This is a genomic window from Candidatus Eisenbacteria bacterium (assembly GCA_005893305.1).
In the GTDB taxonomy this organism is placed as follows: Bacteria; Eisenbacteria; RBG-16-71-46; order SZUA-252; family SZUA-252; genus WS-9.
On record VBOZ01000010.1, the window covers coordinates 59,130 to 78,623 of the forward strand.

Annotated in this window: 18 protein-coding genes and 2 pseudogenes; 14 read left to right on the top strand and 6 right to left on the bottom strand. The window is 67.0% G+C overall.

Annotation, left to right across the window (positions count from 1 at the left end; genetic code table 11):
* Position 1: 1 nt before the first annotated feature.
* Positions 2-1,297: an ABC transporter permease gene (locus E6K79_03455; GenBank protein ID TMQ65937.1), complete on the bottom strand. Its 1,296-nt coding sequence runs from the start codon at positions 1,295-1,297 to the stop codon at positions 2-4.
* Positions 1,294-2,190, bottom strand: coding sequence for an ABC transporter ATP-binding protein (locus tag E6K79_03460; GenBank protein TMQ65938.1), 897 nt, complete (start codon positions 2,188-2,190; stop codon positions 1,294-1,296). The genes E6K79_03455 and E6K79_03460 overlap by 4 nt, the downstream gene beginning before the upstream one ends.
* A 35-nt stretch (positions 2,191-2,225) precedes the next feature.
* On the opposite strand from E6K79_03460, the gene E6K79_03465 reads away from it, so the two are divergent.
* Positions 2,226-3,533 carry an amidohydrolase family protein gene (locus tag E6K79_03465; GenBank protein TMQ65939.1) on the top strand — a complete coding sequence of 436 codons (1,308 nt, stop codon included), beginning with the start codon at positions 2,226-2,228 and terminating at the stop codon, positions 3,531-3,533.
* Between the two features lie 184 nt (positions 3,534-3,717).
* Here E6K79_03465 and E6K79_03470 read toward each other — a convergent pair whose 3' ends face one another.
* Positions 3,718-5,160, bottom strand: a complete 1,443-nt coding sequence (locus E6K79_03470) for an ImmA/IrrE family metallo-endopeptidase (GenBank protein TMQ65940.1) — start codon at positions 5,158-5,160, stop codon at positions 3,718-3,720.
* Positions 5,161-5,286: 126 nt separating this feature from the next.
* Between E6K79_03470 and aceB the strand changes: the two genes are divergently transcribed.
* The 3 genes and pseudogenes from aceB (at position 5,287) to E6K79_03485 (ending at position 8,422) form a co-directional block, all read left to right on the top strand.
* Positions 5,287-6,954, top strand: a complete 1,668-nt coding sequence (gene aceB / locus E6K79_03475) for a malate synthase A (protein TMQ65941.1) — start codon at positions 5,287-5,289, stop codon at positions 6,952-6,954.
* 7 nt (positions 6,955-6,961) lie between these two features.
* A pseudogene (locus tag E6K79_03480) lies at positions 6,962-7,405 on the top strand (hypothetical protein).
* 162 nt (positions 7,406-7,567) lie between these two features.
* Positions 7,568-8,422 (top strand): annotated as a pseudogene (locus tag E6K79_03485) (isocitrate lyase).
* Positions 8,423-8,475: 53 nt separating this feature from the next.
* On the opposite strand, the gene E6K79_03490 reads toward E6K79_03485, so the two are convergent.
* The 3 genes from E6K79_03490 to E6K79_03500 are packed head-to-tail and all read right to left on the bottom strand — an operon-like array spanning position 8,476 to position 11,700.
* A complete protein-coding gene (locus tag E6K79_03490) occupies positions 8,476-9,003 on the bottom strand; it encodes a DinB family protein (GenBank protein ID TMQ65942.1) in 528 nt (175 codons plus the stop codon).
* Positions 9,000-10,037, bottom strand: coding sequence for a hypothetical protein (locus tag E6K79_03495; protein ID TMQ65943.1), 1,038 nt, complete (start codon positions 10,035-10,037; stop codon positions 9,000-9,002). Before E6K79_03495 ends, E6K79_03490 begins: the two co-directional genes overlap by 4 nt.
* Positions 10,038-10,089: 52 nt before the next feature.
* Positions 10,090-11,700 carry a beta-lactamase family protein gene (locus tag E6K79_03500; GenBank protein TMQ65944.1) on the bottom strand — a complete coding sequence of 537 codons (1,611 nt, stop codon included), beginning with the start codon at positions 11,698-11,700 and terminating at the stop codon, positions 10,090-10,092.
* Here E6K79_03500 and E6K79_03505 point away from each other — a divergent pair.
* From E6K79_03505 to E6K79_03550, 10 genes are all read left to right on the top strand, one after another.
* Positions 11,611-12,030, top strand: coding sequence for a phosphatase PAP2 family protein (locus E6K79_03505; GenBank protein TMQ65945.1), 420 nt, complete (start codon positions 11,611-11,613; stop codon positions 12,028-12,030). The two genes, E6K79_03500 and E6K79_03505, sit on opposite strands and share 90 nt — an antisense overlap.
* A 26-nt stretch (positions 12,031-12,056) precedes the next feature.
* A complete protein-coding gene (locus tag E6K79_03510; protein TMQ65946.1) occupies positions 12,057-12,731 on the top strand; it encodes a rhomboid family intramembrane serine protease in 675 nt (224 codons plus the stop codon).
* A gap of 61 nt (positions 12,732-12,792) precedes the next feature.
* The gene (locus E6K79_03515; protein TMQ65947.1) at positions 12,793-13,206 is read left to right on the top strand and encodes a cytochrome c maturation protein CcmE; all 414 of its coding nucleotides are present in this window, start codon (positions 12,793-12,795) and stop codon (positions 13,204-13,206) included.
* A complete protein-coding gene (locus tag E6K79_03520; protein TMQ65948.1) occupies positions 13,203-15,164 on the top strand; it encodes a heme lyase CcmF/NrfE family subunit in 1,962 nt (653 codons plus the stop codon). The genes E6K79_03515 and E6K79_03520 overlap by 4 nt, the downstream gene beginning before the upstream one ends.
* Positions 15,074-15,694, top strand: coding sequence for a cytochrome c-type biogenesis protein CcmH (locus E6K79_03525; GenBank protein TMQ65949.1), 621 nt, complete (start codon positions 15,074-15,076; stop codon positions 15,692-15,694). The genes E6K79_03520 and E6K79_03525 overlap by 91 nt, the downstream gene beginning before the upstream one ends.
* A gap of 51 nt (positions 15,695-15,745) precedes the next feature.
* Complete coding sequence (locus E6K79_03530; GenBank protein TMQ65950.1) at positions 15,746-16,132, top strand: hypothetical protein; 387 nt, start codon at positions 15,746-15,748, stop codon at positions 16,130-16,132.
* Positions 16,129-17,349 (top strand): carboxypeptidase regulatory-like domain-containing protein, encoded by a 1,221-nt coding sequence (locus E6K79_03535; GenBank protein ID TMQ65951.1) that lies wholly within the window; start codon positions 16,129-16,131, stop codon positions 17,347-17,349. Before E6K79_03530 ends, E6K79_03535 begins: the two co-directional genes overlap by 4 nt.
* Positions 17,324-17,998 (top strand): heme ABC exporter ATP-binding protein CcmA, encoded by a 675-nt coding sequence (gene ccmA / locus E6K79_03540; GenBank protein ID TMQ65952.1) that lies wholly within the window; start codon positions 17,324-17,326, stop codon positions 17,996-17,998. The genes E6K79_03535 and ccmA overlap by 26 nt, the downstream gene beginning before the upstream one ends.
* Positions 17,995-18,666 (top strand): hypothetical protein, encoded by a 672-nt coding sequence (locus E6K79_03545; protein ID TMQ65953.1) that lies wholly within the window; start codon positions 17,995-17,997, stop codon positions 18,664-18,666. The genes ccmA and E6K79_03545 overlap by 4 nt, the downstream gene beginning before the upstream one ends.
* A complete protein-coding gene (locus E6K79_03550; GenBank protein TMQ65954.1) occupies positions 18,663-19,367 on the top strand; it encodes a cytochrome C assembly protein in 705 nt (234 codons plus the stop codon). The genes E6K79_03545 and E6K79_03550 overlap by 4 nt, the downstream gene beginning before the upstream one ends.
* The last annotated feature ends 127 nt before the right edge of the window (positions 19,368-19,494 follow it).

The following is a 19,494-nucleotide window of genomic DNA, read 5'->3' on the forward strand; positions in this document are numbered from 1 at the left end:
GCTACCCTTCCGAGCCTGCGAGCGCGCGCGCGCCCACGGCGAAGCCGACGACCCCGGCCGCGAGCAGAATGCCGACGGGGACCGCCATCTCTTGCGCCGAAAATCCCCGCCAGATCGCGCCCTCCACGGCGAGGACACCCCATTTCACCAGGCTGAAGTTGCTTACGCTCTGCATCCACGCAGGCATCGCGATCAGCGGGATCATGCCTCCGCCGGTCATCGACATGACGAGGAGCACCGCCCAGCCGGCCCCGGCGACCGCGGAGTGCGTGCGGCCGAAGACCGAGATCAGCATCATGAGTCCCGTGAAGCAGAACGCCGCCGCGACGAGCGCGACCGCCAGTGCGGGCGGGTTCGTGATCCGCACGTTGAAGACCACCGCGGCGAGGACGAGCAGCAGGGTCGCAGCCCCGAGGGCGGCGAGGAACGCGGCGAGCCCCTTCCCGGCGAGCACCTGGGACCTCGAGATCGGCGCGAGTCGAAGCCGGAGAAACGTTCCGCGGATCCGCTCGTGGACGATCGAGATGGCGAAGCTCATGCAGACCCCGATCAGAGCCCACATGACCGAGGACGGGAACGTGATCTCGTAGGCGTTCCGCGGCCCGTTCTCCTCCTCGGCGATGTCGATGACCTTGATCCTCGGGCCGCCCGCGCCCGCGGCGGTGGTAGCGGCGGCGCCGGTCGTGTCGCCGGCACCCTCCGTGGAGTCCAACGAAACCATGAAGCGCTCGAGATTGTTGAGGACACCGGCCGCGCGGCGCCGCTCTTCGGGGGATCGCGTGAGGTCGGTCTGGAGGGTCGCCAGGCTCTGGCGGATCATCTCGCGCCCGCTCCCGCCCGTCGAGAATTGCCCGCGCATCGTGGAGAATGTCGCGGCGGTCACAAGCCCCCGAAGATAGCCGGCCTCCGCGCGGCGACTGGGGTCCAGCCCGAGCTCGATCATCGCGCTGTCGCCTCCGAAGCCGAACGATCGGCCGGCGCCGGGCCAGAGCGCGACGTAGGCGACGAGCTGGCCCCGCCGCACGAGCAGACGCGCCGAGTCGAGGTCGGCCTCGCGCACGCGGAGCGCTTCCGATTTCTTGAGCTCCGAGAGGAACGCGCGGGCGTAGGGGCTTCCGTCCTTGTCCACGACCGCGATCGGCATCGCGGCCCGATTTCCGCTTCCGCCGGAGCTGATGGCGCCGAAGAAGACCGCCATCAGGATGGGAAAGAGAAGCACCCAGAAGAAGCCGGCCTTGTCCCGCGCCAGGAGCTTGAGGTCTTTGAGCGCGATCGTGAGGATGGCGTTCACGGTCAGTCCCTCAGCTTCTTGCCGGTGAGATGGAGGAACACCGCCTCAAGATCGGCCCGCTCGATCGAGACGTGTTGGAACGCGTCTCCCATTCCGGCGATCCGCCCGAGCACCTCCATGGGTCGCTCGGTTCGGACGCGGAGGGTATTCTCTTCCCACTCGCCGCCCAGATCCTCGAGCGCCGCCGGCTTTCGCGCGAATTCGACCTGCACGGTCGGCGGCCCACCGTGGGCGCGAAGCAGACCCTCGACGGTGTCGAGGGCCAGGATCTTCCCCCGGTCGATGATCGCGACGCGATCGCAGAGGCGCTGCGCCTCCTCCATGTAGTGGGTGGTGTAGACGATCGTCCGTCCCAGCCGCTTCAGCGATTCGATGTTGTCGAAGATGAGATTTCGCGACTGAGGGTCCACGCCGACGGTCGGCTCGTCGAGGAGGATCACGGGCGGGTCGTGGAGAATGCCGCTGACGAGGTTGAGACGGCGCTGCATCCCGCCGGAGTAGGTCGAGACGCGATCCTTCCTGCGCGCGGCGAGCCCCGAGAATTCGAGGGCCATCTCGATCCGCGTCTTCCGGACGTCGGCGCCCAGGTTGTAGAGCTTTCCGAAGAACTCGAGGTTCTCCTCGGCGGTCAGGTCCTCATAGAGCGCGATCGGCTGCGGCGCGACGCCGATCTTGGCTCGCACCGAGGGCCGCGTCGGGTCGGCCTCGCCGTCGAGGCGCACCTCGCCTGAGTCCGGACGAAGGGCGCCGACGACGCAGTGGATCGTCGTGGACTTGCCGGCGCCGTTCGGGCCGAGGAGGCCGAAACACTCCCCTCGCTCCACCTCGAAGGAGATCCCGTCTACGGCGACGGTCGCGCCGTACGATTTTTTGAGGTTCCGCACTTCGATCGCGGGCATGGTCAGACCGCGGAAGGTAGCATAGACTGCCCGCGATGACCCGCCCGGCTTGGGTTCCTGCCGCAGTCCTATGCGTGACCGTGTTTTGCGCGGCCGGATTGGCCGTCGCTTCCGACGGCGCGTCCGCGGCGGAGGTCACGGCCATCCGCTTCGGGCGCCTGATCGACGGAAGAGGGGGCGTCATCCCCGACGCGGTCGTCATCGTGGAAGGGGATCGCATCCGCGCTCGCGGCCCTGCGTCGAGCACCCCCGTGCCCGCGGGCGCCACGGTCCTGGATCTCTCCCGATTCACCGCGATTCCAGGTCTCATCGACGTGCATACGCACCTCACTTACTACTGGGATCACGCCGCCGGGACCAATCCGTGGGTTGAGCTCGGCGCCCGCCGCACGTCCGAGACGGTCTATCTCGCCCAGGAGAACGCGCGCCGGACCTTGGAAGCGGGCGTCACGACCGTGCGCGACCTCGGCTCCTGGGACTACATGGACATCGCGATGCGGGACCTGATCGCGCGCGGGGCGATGGTGGGGCCGCGGATGTTCGTCTGCGGGCACGGCCTTCATCCCACGTACACCCCGTTCAAGCCGGGCTATGCGGAGCCGGACGGCGGCCTGGCGGACGGGCCGGAGGCGGTTACGCGCGTCGTGCGGCAGAACATCGCCGCGGGCGCGGACGTGATCAAGCTCTACGGGTCGACCGGGAGCGCCGACGACGTCACGGGCGACCAGACGTATACGTTCGAGGAGATGAAGGCGGCGGTCGACGCCGCGCGCGCGCGGGGGAAGCGGGTCGCGATCCACTCCTACGGGCCGGACGGAGCGCGCGACGCGGTGCGGGCCGGCGCGACCTCGGTCGAGCACGCGACCGGCATGGACGATGGGACCATTCGGGAAATGGCCCGGCGAGGCGTCTATTACGTCCCGACGATCGACCACAACCGCTACTACGCGGAGCACGCCGCGGAATTCGGCTACGACTCGGCGGCCGTGGCCCGGCTCAACGACTACCGGACGCGAAATCTCGAGACGCTGCGGCACGCGATCAAGGCGGGGGTGAAGGTCGCGATGGGCTCCGACGCGGTCTTCACGATGTTCGGCGAGAACACCTGGGAGCTGGGCTGGTTCGTCAAGGCCGGCATGACGCCGGCGCAAGCGCTCGCGACCGCGACAACCAACGCTGCGGGGCTCCTCGGCATGGGGAAGGATCTCGGCGCGGTCGCGCCCGGCTGCTACGCGGACATCGTGGCGGTGGAAGGGGATCCGCTTACCGATATCGCGGCCGTGACGAAGGGCGTGCGCTGGGTGATGAAGGGCGGAAAGGTGGTCGTGGACCGGACCCGCTAAAGAGCTGAGGCTGCGTGCCGATAACTCATAGCATGCAACACCACAGCACCCGCGGCATCGGCATTCGCTTTCTGATCGGGCTCACGCTCCCGGTCACCGGCATCGCGCTCGTCCTCTGGACGGTGGTGCAGCTCTTCATCCTCCAGACATCGCGCATCTAGGTCCGCCGGGCCCCTCCCGCAATTCACGTCTCCCGCTCGATCCTCGCGAAGAACGACACGCCCCGCACGTTTTCGTCCACCTTGAGCGGCTGGTAGATCGACGGGAACGCCCTCGCGCGGCAGTCGAGCCGCTCGCAGAGCCGGCACGTGATCCCGACCGGCGCGGCCCCCGCCGGGTTCAAGAAGTCGAACCCATCCGAGTAGACCATCCGCTGCGCCGACTCGATGTCGCATCCCAACCCGATCGAATAGAGGACGTCGGGCGCGTGGTAGCCGCCGCGGTGCTTTCGGATCGTCCGCGCCACGGAGAAGTACATGGTCCCGTCGGGTAGTCGGTCGAGCTGAGCGCGGATGACTCCGGGCTGGAGGAAGGCCGCGTGCACGTTCCAGAGCGGGCAGAGGCCGCCGAAGCGCGGGAAGCGAAGGCCGGTGGCGCTGAATTTCTTCGAGATATTCCCGGCGATGTCGATCCGGACCATGTGAAACGGGATTCCCCGGGCGCCCGGGCGGTTGAGGGTCGTGATGCGATGGCAGACCTGCTCGAAATTGACGCGGAACCGGTGCCCCAGGAGATCCAGGTCGTAGCGCTCGTCCTCCGCGGCGCGGAAGAACGACTCGTAGGGCGTCAGGACGGCGCCGGCGAAATAGTTGGCCAGCGCGACGCGGCAGAGGGCTCGCGATCCCGATGACGTGAGCTGCGGGTCCCTCGCGATCCTGTCGAGCGTTTCGGTGCAGGCCAAGAGGCCGGCCTGGTGCGCCAGCTGAAAATTCCGCGACCCCCGGCGCAGGACCTCCGAGATCTGGAGCTCGCGTCGCTCGGGGTCGAAGCGGCGAACGGCGCTGTCCATCTCGCTGATCTTGAGAATCCGAACCGTGACCCCGTGGGTCTTCTCGATGTAGTGCGCCAGTCCCTCGAAGAGATCCTGGTCCTCGAGCTTTCCGTCGATCCAGATCCGCTCCGCCTCCGCCTCCAGCTCGGGGAAGTGGTTCACGTGGCGCTGGATCAGGTCCGAGACCTCCTCGGCAGCCAGACCGGCGCGATCGATCCCAGAAAGGTCCTGCCGGTCGAGCACCTGGGCCGCGATCGACTCCGCCGAAGCGCGGGCCGCAGTGTAGGCGTGGTGGAGGCGGGTGACCGCGCGGGCCACCTCGGGACTCCCCGCCACGAATTCCCGGACCTCGCTCTCGGTCAGCTTCTGCTCTTCGAAGAGGGGATCGCCGAACGCCTCCATGAGGTCGGCCGTGAGCTTAGCGTCCTCGCCGGGGGCGAAGGCGCGGAGGTCCATGTCGAACGCGCGGGCCAGCGCGAGGAGGAGGTTGGCGCTCAACGGCCTGCGGTCGTTCTCGATGAGATTGAGGTAGGAGGCAGAGATGTTGAGCCTCGCGGCGAGGGCGGCCTGGGTCAGGCCCTCCTTCTGCCGAAGGGCGTGGATGCGCCTCCCCATACCTGCGGCTTTCATCTTCATGATCGACAATGAGTTTACACTAGTTGCAATATTACACGCAATAGCACAAATCAGTAATATTTTGTAAGTTATTGTAACATAAGATATTAGTTGCCAAAGATGGCCGCGCTTGTCATACTTATCAACATGTCAACGCCGACTCACATCGCAACGACGGGGATCGCTGGACTCGAGATTCTAGGGCCGGTTCGTCCGGGGTACGAGCGGATCCTCTCTCCGGAGGCGCTCGACTTCGTGGCCGACCTGACCCGGCGATTCAGGCCGCGCCTCGGGGAGCTCATGAACGCGCGCGCCGAGCGTCAGGCGCTTCTCGATTCGGGAGCGCCCCTCGACTTCATGGCGGAGACCGCCGCCGTTCGCGAGGGCACGTGGACCGTCGCGCCGCTGCCGCCCGATCTTCTCCGCCGCACGGTCGAGATCACCGGCCCGGTGGAACGGAAGATGGTGATCAACGCGCTGAACTCGGGCGCGAACTGCTTCATGGCCGACTTCGAGGATTCGAACGCCCCGACCTGGGACAACAACGTTCAAGGTCAGAACAACCTCTACGACGCGGTCCGCCGCACGATCGAATACACCGATCCCACGAGCGGGAAGCGATACCGGTTGAACGAGACCACGGCCACGCTCTTGGTCCGGCCGCGCGGACTCCATCTTCCCGAGCGGCACTTGGTGTTCGACGGAACGCCGGTGCCGGGTTGCCTGTTCGACTTCGGCCTCTACTTCTTCCACAACGCGCGCGCGTTGCTTGGACGCGGCACCGGTCCCTACTTCTATCTCCCGAAGCTCCAGAGCCACCGCGAGGCGCGATTCTGGAACGACGTCTTCATCCGCGCCCAAGAGCTCCTCGGCATCCCGCGCGGCACGATCAGGGCGACGGTCCTGATCGAAACGCTCCCCGCGGCGTTCCAGATGGACGAGATCCTCTACGAGCTTCGCGAGCATTCGGCCGGGCTCAACTGCGGCCGCTGGGACTACATCTTCTCCTTCATCAAGACCCGCCGTCACGATTCCCAGGCGGTCCTCCCCGATCGCTCCCAGGTCACGATGGAGCAGCCGTTCATGAGGGCCTACACGCAGCTTTGCGTGCGCACCTGCCACCGACGTGGCGTCCACGCGATGGGCGGAATGGCGGCGCAGATCCCGATCAAGAACGATCCCGATGCCAACGCGCGCGCCCTCGAGAAGGTTCGCGCCGACAAGTTGCGCGAGGTGACGGACGGCCACGACGGCACTTGGGTGGCGCATCCCGGGCTCGTCGGCGTCGCGCGCGAGGTGTTCGAGATGGTCATGCCCGGGCCCAACCAGCTCGAGCGCCGCCGCAAGGACGTGCACGTGATCGCCGCCGATCTCCTCGAAGTGCCCCTGGGGACCCGGACCGAGGAGGGCCTCCGGCTCAACGTGCGCGTCGGCATTCAGTACACCGAGGCGTGGCTCCGGGGGAACGGCTGCGTGCCTCTCTACAACCTGATGGAGGACGCCGCGACCGCCGAGATCTCCCGCTCGCAGGTCTGGCAGTGGGTGCGGCACGGCGCGAAGCTCCAGGATGGGCGGACGGTCGACGCCGGCCTTCTCAGGGCCGTGACGGACGACGAGATGAAGAGAATCGAATCGGAGATCGGCGCCGAGCGTTTCCGCCGCGGCCGATTCCAAGAAGCGCGGGCGCTCTTCGAGCGCATCTCCACGCAGGAGAAGCTCGAAGATTTCCTGACGCTCCCGGCGTACCAGCTCCTTGATTCGGCGGACAGCACTACCACGGATGGACCACAAACCACGGACAACAGTCGGAGGTAGCTTTCCCATGCCCGTAACCCGCGTCTCCAGAACCGTCAATCGAGTGGCCCGGCCTGCCAAATCTTCCTTGCTGCCCGAGGCCCCGCCCGTTCCCGCGACACGCTGGGCCGGCATCGTGCGCCCGTATCGCGGCGAGGACGTGGAGCGGCTCAAGAACACGGTCAAGATCGAGTACACGCTGGCGGACGTGGGAGCGCGACGGCTCTGGCACCTCCTCACGACACGCGATTACGTGAACGCGCTGGGCGCCCTGACCGGGAACCAGGCGGTCCAGCAGGTGAAGGCAGGCCTCGAGGCGATCTACTTGAGCGGCTGGCAGGTCGCGGCCGACGCGAACCTCGCGGGCCAGACCTATCCGGATCAGAGCCTCTACCCGGCAAACAGCGTTCCGAACGTCGTGCGCCGCATCAACCAGGCGCTCTTGCGCGCGGACCAGATCGAGAACTCGGAAGCCCGGAAGGGCGTGACGCAGAACGGGCGCGCGAACGGGCATAAGAACGGAGACGGTCGCGCGAACGGGCACCAGAACGGGCACGGCCGCGCGAACGGAACCAATGCGAACGGATCCACCGCGAGCGGATCCACCGCGAACGGCGAGGCTGCGGACAGGCGCTACTGGCTCGCGCCGATCGTCGCCGACGCCGAGGCCGGGTTCGGCGGACCGCTCAACGCCTTCGAGCTGATGAGGGCGATGATCGAGGCCGGTGCCGCCGCGGTCCATTTCGAGGATCAGCTCTCCTCGGAGAAGAAGTGCGGCCACTTGGGCGGCAAGGTGCTCGTCCCCACGAGCCATTTCATCCGTACGCTCATCGCGGCTCGGCTTGCCGCGGACGTCATGGACGTGCCGACGTTGATCGTCGCCCGCACCGACGCCGACAGCGCCAAGCTGATCACCAGCGATGTCGACCCGCGCGACCGGGAGTTCTTGACCGGCGAACGGACCCCGGAGGGATTCTTCCAGTACAAGGGCGGGCTCGAGTGCGCCATCGCGCGCGGTCTTGCGTACGCGCCCTACGCGGATCTCATCTGGTGCGAAACCTCGACGCCAGACCTGCACGAGGCGAAGGCCTTCGCCGAGTCGATCCGGGCCAAGTTCCCCGGCAAGATGCTCGCGTACAACTGCTCCCCGTCATTCAACTGGAAGGCGAAGCTCGACGACGCGACGATCGCCCGGTTCCAGCGGGAGCTGGGGGCCATGGGCTACAAGTTCCAATTCGTCACGCTTGCCGGCTTCCACTCGCTCAACCACGGCATGTTCGAGCTGGCGCGGGCGTACAAGGACCGCGGCATGCGGGGTTACGCCGAGCTACAGGCGGCCGAGTTCGCGTCCGAGGAGCACGGCTATTCCGCGACGCGGCATCAGCGCGAGGTCGGAACCGGCTACTTCGACGAAGTGATGCAGGTGATCACGAACGGCGGGTGCTCCACGCTCGCTCTCGAAGGCTCGACGGAGAAGGCCCAGTTCTAGGCGGTCGGGCGCGCCGGTCGAGACCTCCCGGGCTGGCACCGGCCTGACCGGATTTAGGTCCGCGGCGCCCCGAACCGCCGTAAAAGCTCGGACATCACGGCGAGATGGTGATCGTCGTGCTCGGCGACGAAGAACGCCATGTCGATGACCCGCATCGGCTGCTGAAGGCGCGGGTGGATCGCCGTCCGGGCGATCTCCTCGTCCTTCCAATCCTCCAACCGCCTCACGAACGCGCCGCGTTCCTCGCGGAACGCCCTCACGATCTCCCCGATCGGCCGCGCGTTGTAGTTCGCGTCGTAGGTCTTCCGGTTCGTCACGTCCCAGGCGCGGAGGATCTTCGCGCCCGCGCGGAAGTCCTCGAGGCGGCCCGCGTGAAGCTCGTCCAAGTCGAGAAGGTGGCCGGCGTGCTCCTGGGCCGACCACCGATCCCCGTCGCGCCGGGTCAGGATCTCGCCGGGGACGTTCCTGACCTTGTCCTCCATCCGCGCCGCCGCGCCCCGCAGGCGCTCCACCACGACAGGGAAGAGGCTCACGGGCATGGTGAACTCGAATTTCCGATCCACCCACCGCGCCACGTTCACCTGCGCTCTCCCGGCCCCGCTCCAACGCCCCTAAACCCACCGGGCGCGGTCGCCCCGCCCGGCCCCGCGGTCAATCCGAGAAGCTTCAGATACTTCTCGTCGCCCACCTCGTGGAGCTTCCAGTAGGGAAGCCGCGCGCTTCCGGTCAGGGCTCCGGCGTCGAGGCCTTCCGACGGACTCCAGCCGCGGCCGGTCGGCTTCCCCACGGCGCTCCATTCCCACTTCAGCATTCGATGCGGATAGGCCCGCTCGACATGAAAGAGACCCTCGCGCCCGTCCCCCGTCGAGATCTTGAAGGTCGACGCGTCGAATCGGCCGGCCGGCACGGTGACGGCCTCGTCGCGTCCGGACCGTTCGATCGAAGCGGTGGTCCATTGGAGCGGCCGGTGCGTGAGCCGCCGAAGAAAGGCGGCTGGCAGAAACGGCACTGTCCGCCGCTCGCCGGGACGGAGCCACTCTCCCCGCAGCCCGCGGAGGCGAACGAGGAGCTCCTCCTCCGCGATGCCGTCCTTCACCTCCTGGACCCGCCGCTCGGCCGATTCATCCTCGAAGTAGCTCGTGTATCGATCCGCGATGTCGCGCGGCCCGAAGAGCATCTCCTCGTAGACGTGGCCGCACCACTCGGCGCTCGAGAACGAGATCTTCGCGGGGGAGAAGTCGCGGCTTCGCACGAACACGGAGGTCATCGTGTTGTAGTCGTAGATCCCGGTCTGGAAATCGCGGACGAAGTTGAGCTTGAGTGCCTCGAAGGTGTCGCGGGGATTCATGGCCGGGTCGTCCACCTTCACCCGCTTCGCCTCGCTGAACGGCTCCGTCACGAAGACCATGACCGCGGTCCCGCGGCGAGGCTGGCCGTAGCGCGTGATCGTGTAGCGGTACCCATCCAGCTCCGCCTTGCCGTCCTGCCAGTGGGACTCGAAGGTGGGGGACGGAACGGAAGCGGGCGGAGCGCCGGCCGGGACGGCGGCGCCAAGAATCGCCGCCGCACCCACGATCGCCATCGCCACCACGAAAGCAAGATGAAGGGCTCGCAAGCGTTCTCCTCTCAGGCGGCTCCGTGAAGGACCGGGAGCCGAAGTACCAGTATTAGATCCCCAAGCCTTCGGCGGCCAATGTCGCGGCGTCCGACCGGAATTCCTTCAAGTCCTTGTGCCCGTCCGGGTGGATGGCGTTCGTGAGCAGGACGACGTACGCGTTCGACTCGGGATCGATCCAAAGCGAGACCCCGGTCCACCCGGTGTGGCCGAAGGAGCTCCTCGAGAAGTGCCGCCCGCGCGGCGCGGAGTAGGGGCTTTCGATGTCGAAGCCGAAGCCGCGCCGCGCGCCGACGTTCCCCCCGCACTGGTCGGTGGTCATCGCCCGCATGGATTCCTCGGACAGGAGCTGCCGTCCACGATACCTCCCGCGGTTCAGGATCAGCTCGCAGAATCGCGCCACATCGGCCGCCGTTCCGAACATCCCGGCGTGCCCGCCGACGCCTCCCAGGGCCCGCGATCGCGCCCGCGGGTCGTGAACGCGCCCGCGCAGCCAGCGGCCGCGCTCGAACGTGGTCGGCGCCGTCCGTGCCACGTCGGCGCTCCGGACGCCGAAGCGCGTATCGCGAACGCGAAGGGGCTGGAAGAGGGCTGCCTCGGCGATCCGGTCGAGGCGCCGGCGCTGGGCTCGCTCTAGGATCAGCTGGAGGAGGATGTAACCGACGTCGCTGTAGGTGAACTTCGTGCCGGGGGGCGACTCGAGCGGCTCGCGGGCGATCGCGGCGAGGAGATCCGCCTTGCTGCCCGCGTAGTCCTCGATCGGATTGTCGGCAGTCAAGCCCGCGGTGTGCGTTAGAAGCAGATGGAGCGGGATCGCTCCGACCGGGGTCCCGCGCGTCTCGGCGAGGTGCCGTTCCACCGGATCGAGGAGCGAGAGCTTGCGCCGGATGGCGTGCTCCACCACGAGCGGCGCTGTCGCCATCACCTTGGTGAGGGAAGCGAGATCGAAGATCGTCCGTTTCGAGATCGGCTCGCGGCGCGGGGAGAGCGCCCGGCGGCCGAACGCGGCGTGGTACGCGATCCCGGCCGCGCGCCCTACCGCGACGACAGCCCCAGGGAAGAGCCCGTCCGCGATCCGCGATTCGACCAACGCGGCGAGCGGGCGAAATTTCGCGCCCGATTTCCGATCGGCCATAGGCGCGAGAGAATACGCCATCCGGCTCGCGCGGGCGATAAAAGTAGGGTATCCTCCCGCCCCATGCACCCAGTGACCTTCGCGTGCCGCATGCACCTCCGAGCCATTGCCGTCGGGATCGTTGCGGTCGTGGGACTGAGCGCGCCGGCCGCAGCGGAGGAGATTACGACCGTCCTGGTCGCCGGCGCCTCGACCAAGGCATTGACCGTTGCGCCGGCGATCGCACCGCCATCCGTTCGACCCCGTCCAATCCCTTACCTGGCCCCGCTCGCGTACGATGCGGCGGCGTCCCAACCAGACAGCGGAGGAGTGCTCTCCGGCATCGTCCTGCCGCGGCGCTCCCGCGTCGTCCGGGAGCTGGCGATCGCGGGCGCCGCGATCGGCGCCGGATTCCTCCTGGACGATACCTTCGAGCCGGGATCGGGCGACGGGACGGCCATGGACAACATCGGCCAATTCGCCGGAAGCCCCTTCACGCTGGGGGCCGGGACCGTGCTCTTCGGGGTCGAAGGAGCGGCGACGCACCATCCGAACACGGTCGGCACCGCGAAGCGGCTCCTCGTCGCGATGGCGGCGACGACGGTGACCATCGCCGGCCTCAAGCTGGCAACCAACCGGGAGCGTCCGGACATGACCGATCGAAATTCATTTCCCTCGGGACATGCCGGCGCCTCGTTCGCCGCGGCGACGGTGCTGGACCGCCGGTACGGCGCCGCCGTCGGCCTCCCCGCGTATGGCTTCGCCAGCTTCGTCGCCGCCTCGCGCGTCATGGGCAACCGCCATTTCTTCTCCGATGTGATGGCGGGCGCCGTCATCGGTCGGTTCTTCGGCCGGATCTTCACGATCCAGCACCGATAACTTCCACAGGGTAGATTGGCGGCTCGATGATCCCGATCCGCGACATCAATCCTTCCGGTAGATTTCCGGCCGTCACCGTGGCGATCATCCTCGCGTGCACGGCGGCGTTCCTCCTCGAGCTGTCCTTCGGCAGTTCGCTCAACCGCTTCGTCCTGGCCTTCGCGCTCGTCCCCCGGAACATCACCTACGGCCTCGAGACCAAGACCCTCGGCTTCGAGAGCATCGTGGCGCCGTTCTTCACATCGATGTTCCTGCACGGCGGCTGGCTTCACCTGATCGGGAACATGTGGTTCCTCTGGATCTTCGGGGACAATATCGAGGACACGCTCGGGCACTTCCGCTACGTGCTCTTCTATCTTCTCTGCGGCCTCGCGGCGGGGCTCACCCACTACTACCTCTCCCCTCTATCGCCCGTGCCCACGATCGGGGCGAGCGGTGCGATCGCGGGCGTGCTCGGCGCCTATCTTGTCCGATTCCCGAATGCGCGGGTCGTTACGCTCGTGCCGCTCGGATTCTTCCTCCAGATGATGGAGCTTCCCGCGTGGCTCATGCTCGGGCTCTGGTTCGTGGCGCAGGCGATCGGAGGATTCGTGACCCTGGGCGCGGCCGGGGGCGGCGTGGCGTGGTGGGCGCACGTGGGCGGCTTCCTCGCGGGGATCGTCCTGGTCCGCGTTCTTCAGCCTCCGCAAGTCATGGTGTAATCCGCCCCGGTTGTGGGTACTATGTTGAAGATGCGTATCTCCCCTCCGGGCGGACAAACCCGTGAATAAGGCGTCACTTCGGCTGATCCTGATCACCTTCGCCGTCATCGGGTCGGTGGCCTACCTCATTTTGTCCGGCGTGAAGCAGACGGGCCTCCAGTACATGACCGTGACCGAGCTGTCTCAGCTCTCCCATGCTCCCAAACCGGGCGGCTTTAGGCTGGATGGAAAGGTCGCGGCCGGGAGCGTCGTCTACGACCAGAAGGCGCCTCGCCTCGCGTTCCGGATGACCGACGGGGATCGAGCGATCGGCGTCGTGTACGAAGGCCTGATGCCGGATGCCTTTGCGGCGGGGCGCGAGGTCGTGGTGGAGGGAACCTACCGGCACGATCAGAAGACCCTCCACGCGTCGAAGCTCGTGACCAAGTGTCCCTCGAAATACGAAGCCGAAGGGCTGGGGAAGGACCGCTCGTGAGCGAGATCGGAAGACTCGCGCTGATCCTCGGCTTCGCCTGCTCCTGCTACGCGGTCCTTTCGATCGCGTGGGGTCTTAGGACGGGGATGGCGGGCCCGCTGAAGAGCGGCCGCCGCGCGGTCTGGATCGTCTGCGGGCTCACGCTCCTGGCGACCATCATTCTGGAGCGGGCCCTGGTGGCCCGCGATTTCTCCTACCGGTACGTGGCGGAGCACACGAGCCTCGACCTTCCCCCTTACTACGCGGCGACCTCCCTCTGGGCGGGCCAGGAGGGGTCGCTCCTCCTCTGGCTACTCATCCTGAGCAGCTACGGGGCGGCCTTCCTCTGGTGCTATCGGAAGCGGTTCGATCCGTTCTACGACGCCGTGGCGATGGTGGTCGCGACGGTCATGATCTTTTTCACGGGTCTCCTCACGTTCGTCTGTTCGCCGTTTCGGATCCTGGCGACGCCGCCTGCGGACGGCAACGGCCTGAATCCGCTCCTCCAGGACCCGGGCATGATGATCCACCCGCCGATCCTCTACACGGGGTACGTCGGCTTCATCATCCCGTTCGCCTTCGGGATCGCGGTGCTCCTGATGAACCGCACGGGCACGCGGTGGATCGAGGAGGTCCGGCGGTGGACGCTCTTCAACTGGATGTTCCTGGGCTTCGGCGTGCTTCTGGGCGCGCGGTGGGCCTACATCGAGCTCGGGTGGGGCGGCTACTGGGGCTGGGATCCCGTCGAGAACGCGTCGCTCATGCCGTGGCTCGTGGGGACCGCGTTCCTCCACTCGGTGATGATCGAGCAGCGCCGCGGAATGCTCAAGACCTGGAACGTGGTGCTCATCGTGCTCACGTTTGAGCTCTCGATCTTCGGGACGTTTTTGACCCGATCGGGCGTTCTGACGTCGGTCCATTCGTTCGCGGAGTCGGACATCGGCCCCTGGTTCCTCGGATTCATCCTGATCTCGAGCACCGCGGCGACCGCGCTGATCCTCTATAGGAAGGTGCTCCTCGAGAGCGAGAACAGGATGGACGCGGTGGTCTCGCGAGAAGGCTCGTTCCTCTTCAACAACGTGCTCTTCGTCGCTCTGACCTTCGCGACGTTCCTGGGCACGACGTTCCCTGTGATCAGCGAGGCCGTGACCGGCGAGAAGATCTCGGTCTCGGCGCCGTTTTTCAACCGGGTCAACGTCCCGATCGCCTTGGCCCTCCTGCTGCTCACCGGCATCGGGCCGGTCCTCTCGTGGAAGCGCGCGACGGCGTCGGTCTTGAAGCGGAACTTCGTGATCCCGAGCATCGTGGGCCTGCTCGCGACCCTTACGGGAATCCCGTTCGGCCTTCACGGTGTCTACCCGATCGTTTGCGTGGCGGGCGCTGCGTTCGTGCTCGCGACGATCGCGATGGAATTCGCGCGCGGCATTCAAGCGCGAAAGGACGCGGAGCCGGCGGCGTCGCCGGTCGCGATGATCCACCTCGTGCAGAAGAACAAGCGCCGCTACGGCGGCTACATCGTCCACCTGGGGGTCGTGATGATCTTCGTCGGCGTGCTCGGCTCCTCTGTGTTCCAGAAGGAAGCCCACGCGCCGCTCAAGCCGGGCGAGTCGCTCGCGATCGGGTCGTACACGCTGACGCTCCAAGGCGTCGACCAGAAGCAGATCAAGAACGCGATGCAGACGCGGGCCGCCGTCGAGGTATCGCAGGGCGGGAAGGCCCTTCAGCTGATGCACCCCTCGAAGGCCTTCTACTCGAAATCGCAGCAGCCGATGACCGAGGTCGCGCTACGGCCGACCCCTGCGGAGGATCTCTACCTGATCCTCGGCGGCGTGAACGACGACGGCTCGGCCTCCATCCAGGCCTATATCAACCCGCTCGTCAGCCTGGTATGGCTGGGCGGGATCGTCATGGTATTCGGCACGTTGATCGCGCTGAGCGACCGGATGCGCTTGAAGCGCGAGGAGAAGCTGCTCGGATGAAGCGCGCGGGCGCCGCGTTCGTTGTTCTCGCTCTTCTCGCCATGCCCGCGGCGTGGATCGCGCCCACACCCGGGTTCGCCGTCGAGTCGGCGGCGGGGAGAAAGGACCCGGCGCGTGCCATCACAAGCCAGCTCATCTGCCCCTGCTCCTGCGGCGAGATCCTGAGCGGCTGCACCTGCGATACCGGCAAGGCCATGCAGGGCTTCGTGACCGACGCGCTCAAGAGCGGGAAGGGGAAGGATCAGATCGTCGCTTCCCTCGTCGCCAAATACGGCGAGGTGATTCGCGGCGCTCCGAAGGCGGAAGGCTTCAACCTGATCGTCTGGATCGCGCCATTTGTCGCGACCGCGATCGGCTTCCTCATCGCGGCGTTCGTGCTTCGGCGCTGGGTGGGTCGGCGCCGCGTGGCCGTTCAAGGCCCTGGCCGAACCGTCGGTGGGGGACTGATTGGCGCGCCGACCACCGCCGATCAGGATCTCGCGAGGCTCCGCGCGCGCGCCGAGGCCGAGCTTAAACGGATGGGCGAGTGACGGCGGCCGCCGCCCGCCCCGCGCCGAGCCCGTAACTCCGGCACCGATCCCGTGACCCTCCTCGCCCAGGTCTGCCTCGTCCTCGTGGTTCTCCTCTTCGTTCTCTCGCCGCTTCTCTATCTGCGCGGCCAGCGGATGTGGGTAGAGCCGGCGATCGAGGCGAGGCGCCGTTCGATCGCCGAGCGGAAGGCGCGCCTTTACGGCGCCCTTATCGAGCTCGATTTCGACCGCGACTCGGGGAAGATTTCTCCCGAGGATCATGCGCGGATGCGCGAGGAGATCATGACGGACGTCCTGGCGGTGCTCGCGGAAGAGGACAAGGAGATTCCCAAGGCGCAGCGGCGACCCGTGGTGATCGAGGGTGGGGATCGCGTGGAGCGGTTGATCGAGGAGTACAAGCGGAGCCGGCGCGGCCGCGTGGAGGCGGGCGGGTCGTGAGGGCCGTGATCGTCGCGGCGACCGCGCTCGCCATCTCGGTCGCGTCGCTCATGGCCGGGAGCGCCCAGGCGCTGACGGTCCAGGGGCGGGTCCTGAAGGGCGAAGGGCACGAGCCCACCTCCGGAGTTCCCGTCTCGCTCCATGTCGTCAACGGAACCGAGGAACTCCCCGGGAAGACCGCGACCTCCGGCGCCGAGGGCGAGTACCGATTCGACGGCCTAGCCGCCGACCCGCACCTATCCTATTTCGTCTCGACGGAGTACGAAGGAGCCGTTTACACGGAAGGCCCGGTCGAGCCCGCAGCGAATGGGATCGCCTCGCAGGACCTCACCATCTACGACGTGGGACGCGAGATCGCGGCGGTCCACGTCACCAACCATCACATCATCGTCGAGCGCAAACCCGACCTCCTCCAGGTGACCGAGATCGTCGTCTTCGAGAACTCTGGCAAGACCGCCTACCTGGGCACCGGGTTGAACCATGCCGAGAACGCGGGAATCCGGCTCGGGCTTCCGGCCTCGGTCAAGGAATTCCAGCCCGGCATGGGGGGAGACCCGCAGAGCGTGCGCGTCCAGGGGCGGGACCTCGCGAGCCTCCGGCCGATCCCACCGGGCACCCATCCGTTCAGCTTCACCTACAACGTCCCTCTCTCCGGCCGCATGGACCTCTCGCACCGGCTCTACTTTCCGACCGCCAAGTTCGTGGTCTTGATCGAGGACCCCAAGCTTCACCTCGAGTCCGCGTCGCTTCGGTACGCCGGGCAGCGCGAGCAGAACGGACGGAAATTCGAGCTCTATCAGGGCGCGGACTTTCCGATCGGCGCCGAGGTGACGATGCGGATCCAGGGGGCGGGCTTCTGGTCCAATCCGAAGATTTATCCGTGGGTTGTGGCGCCGTTTCTGATTGTCGCCGCACTCATGTTCGCAGCCAAGAAGGGGCGCGGGAGGAATGCGGGTGGGGCGGATCCGATTGGAGCTGCTCGCGCCGGAGAAGAAATGCGCTTCGCCGCTCCAATCGGATCCGCTACACGCACATCACCCCCACAACCTCTTCCCGACGACGATTTGTCCTCCATTTACCTCTTCCTCATTGACGCGCTCGATCGGGGGCTGGAGAGGGGCGAGTTTTCGAAGGAAAGCCACGCCCTGGTTCGAGGAAACCTGAAGCGCCGGCTCGAGGCGATCCTCTCCGATCAGCCTCGGGCGGGGACGCGCTGATTCTCCCGCGGTGATCCTCCGCGCCGACGCCGTCCGGAAGCGTTTCGACGAGCGGACCGTTCTCGCGGGGGCCTCGCTGACGCTCTCGCCCGGGGACGTCGTGTTCCTCTCCGGCGCGAACGGATCGGGGAAGACGACCTTTGCGCGGATTCTCGCGACGCTCCTGCCTCCGGACGACGGCGAGGTTCTGCTCGACGACGAACCGGTGGGCGAGCACCGGCGCGCTGCCCGTCGGGCGATCGGCTTCGCGACGCACCAGCCGCTCCTCTACTCCGGCCTGACCCCTCTCGAAAATCTCGAGTTCTTCGGCCGGCTCGCCGCGGTCGCCGGCGCGGCCGCGACGGCCTCGGCCCTGCTGGAGCGCTTTGGCTTGACCGCGTTCGCGAATACGCCGCTCGCGACCTTCTCGCGCGGAATGCTTCAGCGGGTGGTCCTCTCCCGCGCGCTCCTCGGCAATCCTCGCGTCCTGATCCTCGACGAGCCGTACGCAGGCCTCGACACGGAGGGCGTTTCCGCGCTGAACGCGATCATCGGCGAGTGTCGCGCCCGCGGGGCCGCGACGCTCCTGATCGGGCATGACCGCGACCGGGCCGCCGGCGTCACGACCCGCGCCGCCCGGCTCGATCGCGGCCGGATCGAGGCGGAATGACGTTCCTCGAGGTCGCGCGGAAGGATCTCATGCTCTACGTCCGCGACGCGCGGTTCCTGGCCACCCTCGGACTCTTCAGCGCCGCGCTCGTGCTGATCCTGAGCGTCGCATTCGGGCCGATCTTCGGCGATCCGCCCCGGGAAGCGGCCGCGACTGTCTGGGCGGCGCTCTTCTTCGCCGGCGTCCTGGGACTGAGCCGCTCGCAGGATCTGGAGGGGGAATCGGGGGGCTCGGATGCGCTCCGCCTGACGGGGGCGGACCCGTTCTCGCTCTACCTCGGGAAGACCCTTGCCAACGTTCTGCTCCTCGGCGCCGTGTTCCTGCTCCTCCTGCCCCTGACCGCCGTCTTCTTCGACGTCGGAAGCCTCGCGGCGCTCCCCGCGCTCTTGTGCGTTGTCGGCCTGGCGCTCGTAGGTTATAGTGCGTGGGGAACGCTGTTCGCGGCACTGGCTCGCGGGCTCCAAGCACGGGAGCTCCTCCTCTCGGTTCTTCTGTTTCCATCCCTGGTTCCCCTCTGGATCGGCGCGGTAAAATTGACGCACGCCTTGTGGGACGGGGGGACGATCGAGCCCGTGCGCGATTGGATCAAGGTGATGGTGGTGATGGACGTTCTGGGCATCGCCCTCGCGGCTTGGCTCTACGAATCGATTCAGGAGGCGGCGGAATGAACCGAAACGTGCCCGACTGGTGGCTCAAAGGAGCAAAGTGGCTCTGGATCGCCGCGCTCGCCCTGGTCGGAATCTCGCTCCTGGCCATCGTCTTTCGCGCGCCGGTCGAGGCCGTGATGGGGCCGGTCCAGAAGATCGTCTACATCCACGTGCCCAGCGCGATCGTGACGCTCCTGGCGTTCGGGATCGCGTTCGGGGCGGGAATCGCCTACCTCGCGACCAAGCAGTGGATCTGGGACGCGGTCGGCGCGGCCTCGTGCGAGGTCGGGCTCGTCTTCGCGACCGTCGTCATGATCACGGGTCCCCTCTGGGCCCGCTCGGCCTGGAACACGTGGTGGACGTGGGAGCCGCGGCTCACGACGTTCTTCATCCTCTGGATTCTCTACGCGGCCTATCAGGTCATCCGCGCCTCGATCCGGTCGAGCTCCAAGCGGACGATCTCGGCGATCATGGAAGTGGTCTTCTTCGTGAACCTCCCGATCGTCTGGAAATCGGTCGAGTGGTGGCGCGGATCCCTCCACCCGAGAAGCGTGACGATGACCGGCGAGATGCGTCAGGTGCTCCTGTTCTCGATGCTGGCATGGATCGTGTTCTTCGCGGCCGTTCTGGAGCGGCGGCTAAGGCTCGAGTGGGCGCGCGAAGCGGCGGCCCGCGACGCGGCTGCCCGCGCGTTCGAGCCGGGGGAAGCGAGGCGGGCATGACCTACGCGATCGTCGCCTACATCCTGACCGGAATTCTCTGGATTGCCTACCTGGCGTGGGTATCGGCGCGCCTCCAGCGGGCCGTCGGAAGCCCCGAGGTGAAGAAGTGAGGGATCATTTCCTCGAA

Coding starts and splice junctions, on each gene's coding strand:
- E6K79_03460 (TMQ65938.1), bottom strand. CDS start 2,190: ATGCCCGCGATCGAAGTGCGGAACCTCAAAAAATCGTACGGCGCGACC.
- E6K79_03465 (TMQ65939.1), top strand. CDS start 2,226: ATGACCCGCCCGGCTTGGGTTCCTGCCGCAGTCCTATGCGTGACCGTG.
- E6K79_03470 (TMQ65940.1), bottom strand. CDS start 5,160: ATGAAGATGAAAGCCGCAGGTATGGGGAGGCGCATCCACGCCCTTCGG.
- aceB (TMQ65941.1), top strand. CDS start 5,287: ATGTCAACGCCGACTCACATCGCAACGACGGGGATCGCTGGACTCGAG.
- E6K79_03505 (TMQ65945.1), top strand. CDS start 11,611: ATGGACAACATCGGCCAATTCGCCGGAAGCCCCTTCACGCTGGGGGCC.
- E6K79_03500 (TMQ65944.1), bottom strand. CDS start 11,700: ATGGTGCGTCGCCGCTCCTTCGACCCCGAAGAGCACGGTCCCGGCCCC.
- E6K79_03510 (TMQ65946.1), top strand. CDS start 12,057: ATGATCCCGATCCGCGACATCAATCCTTCCGGTAGATTTCCGGCCGTC.
- E6K79_03525 (TMQ65949.1), top strand. CDS start 15,074: ATGGCTGGGCGGGATCGTCATGGTATTCGGCACGTTGATCGCGCTGAG.
- E6K79_03545 (TMQ65953.1), top strand. CDS start 17,995: ATGACGTTCCTCGAGGTCGCGCGGAAGGATCTCATGCTCTACGTCCGC.
- E6K79_03550 (TMQ65954.1), top strand. CDS start 18,663: ATGAACCGAAACGTGCCCGACTGGTGGCTCAAAGGAGCAAAGTGGCTC.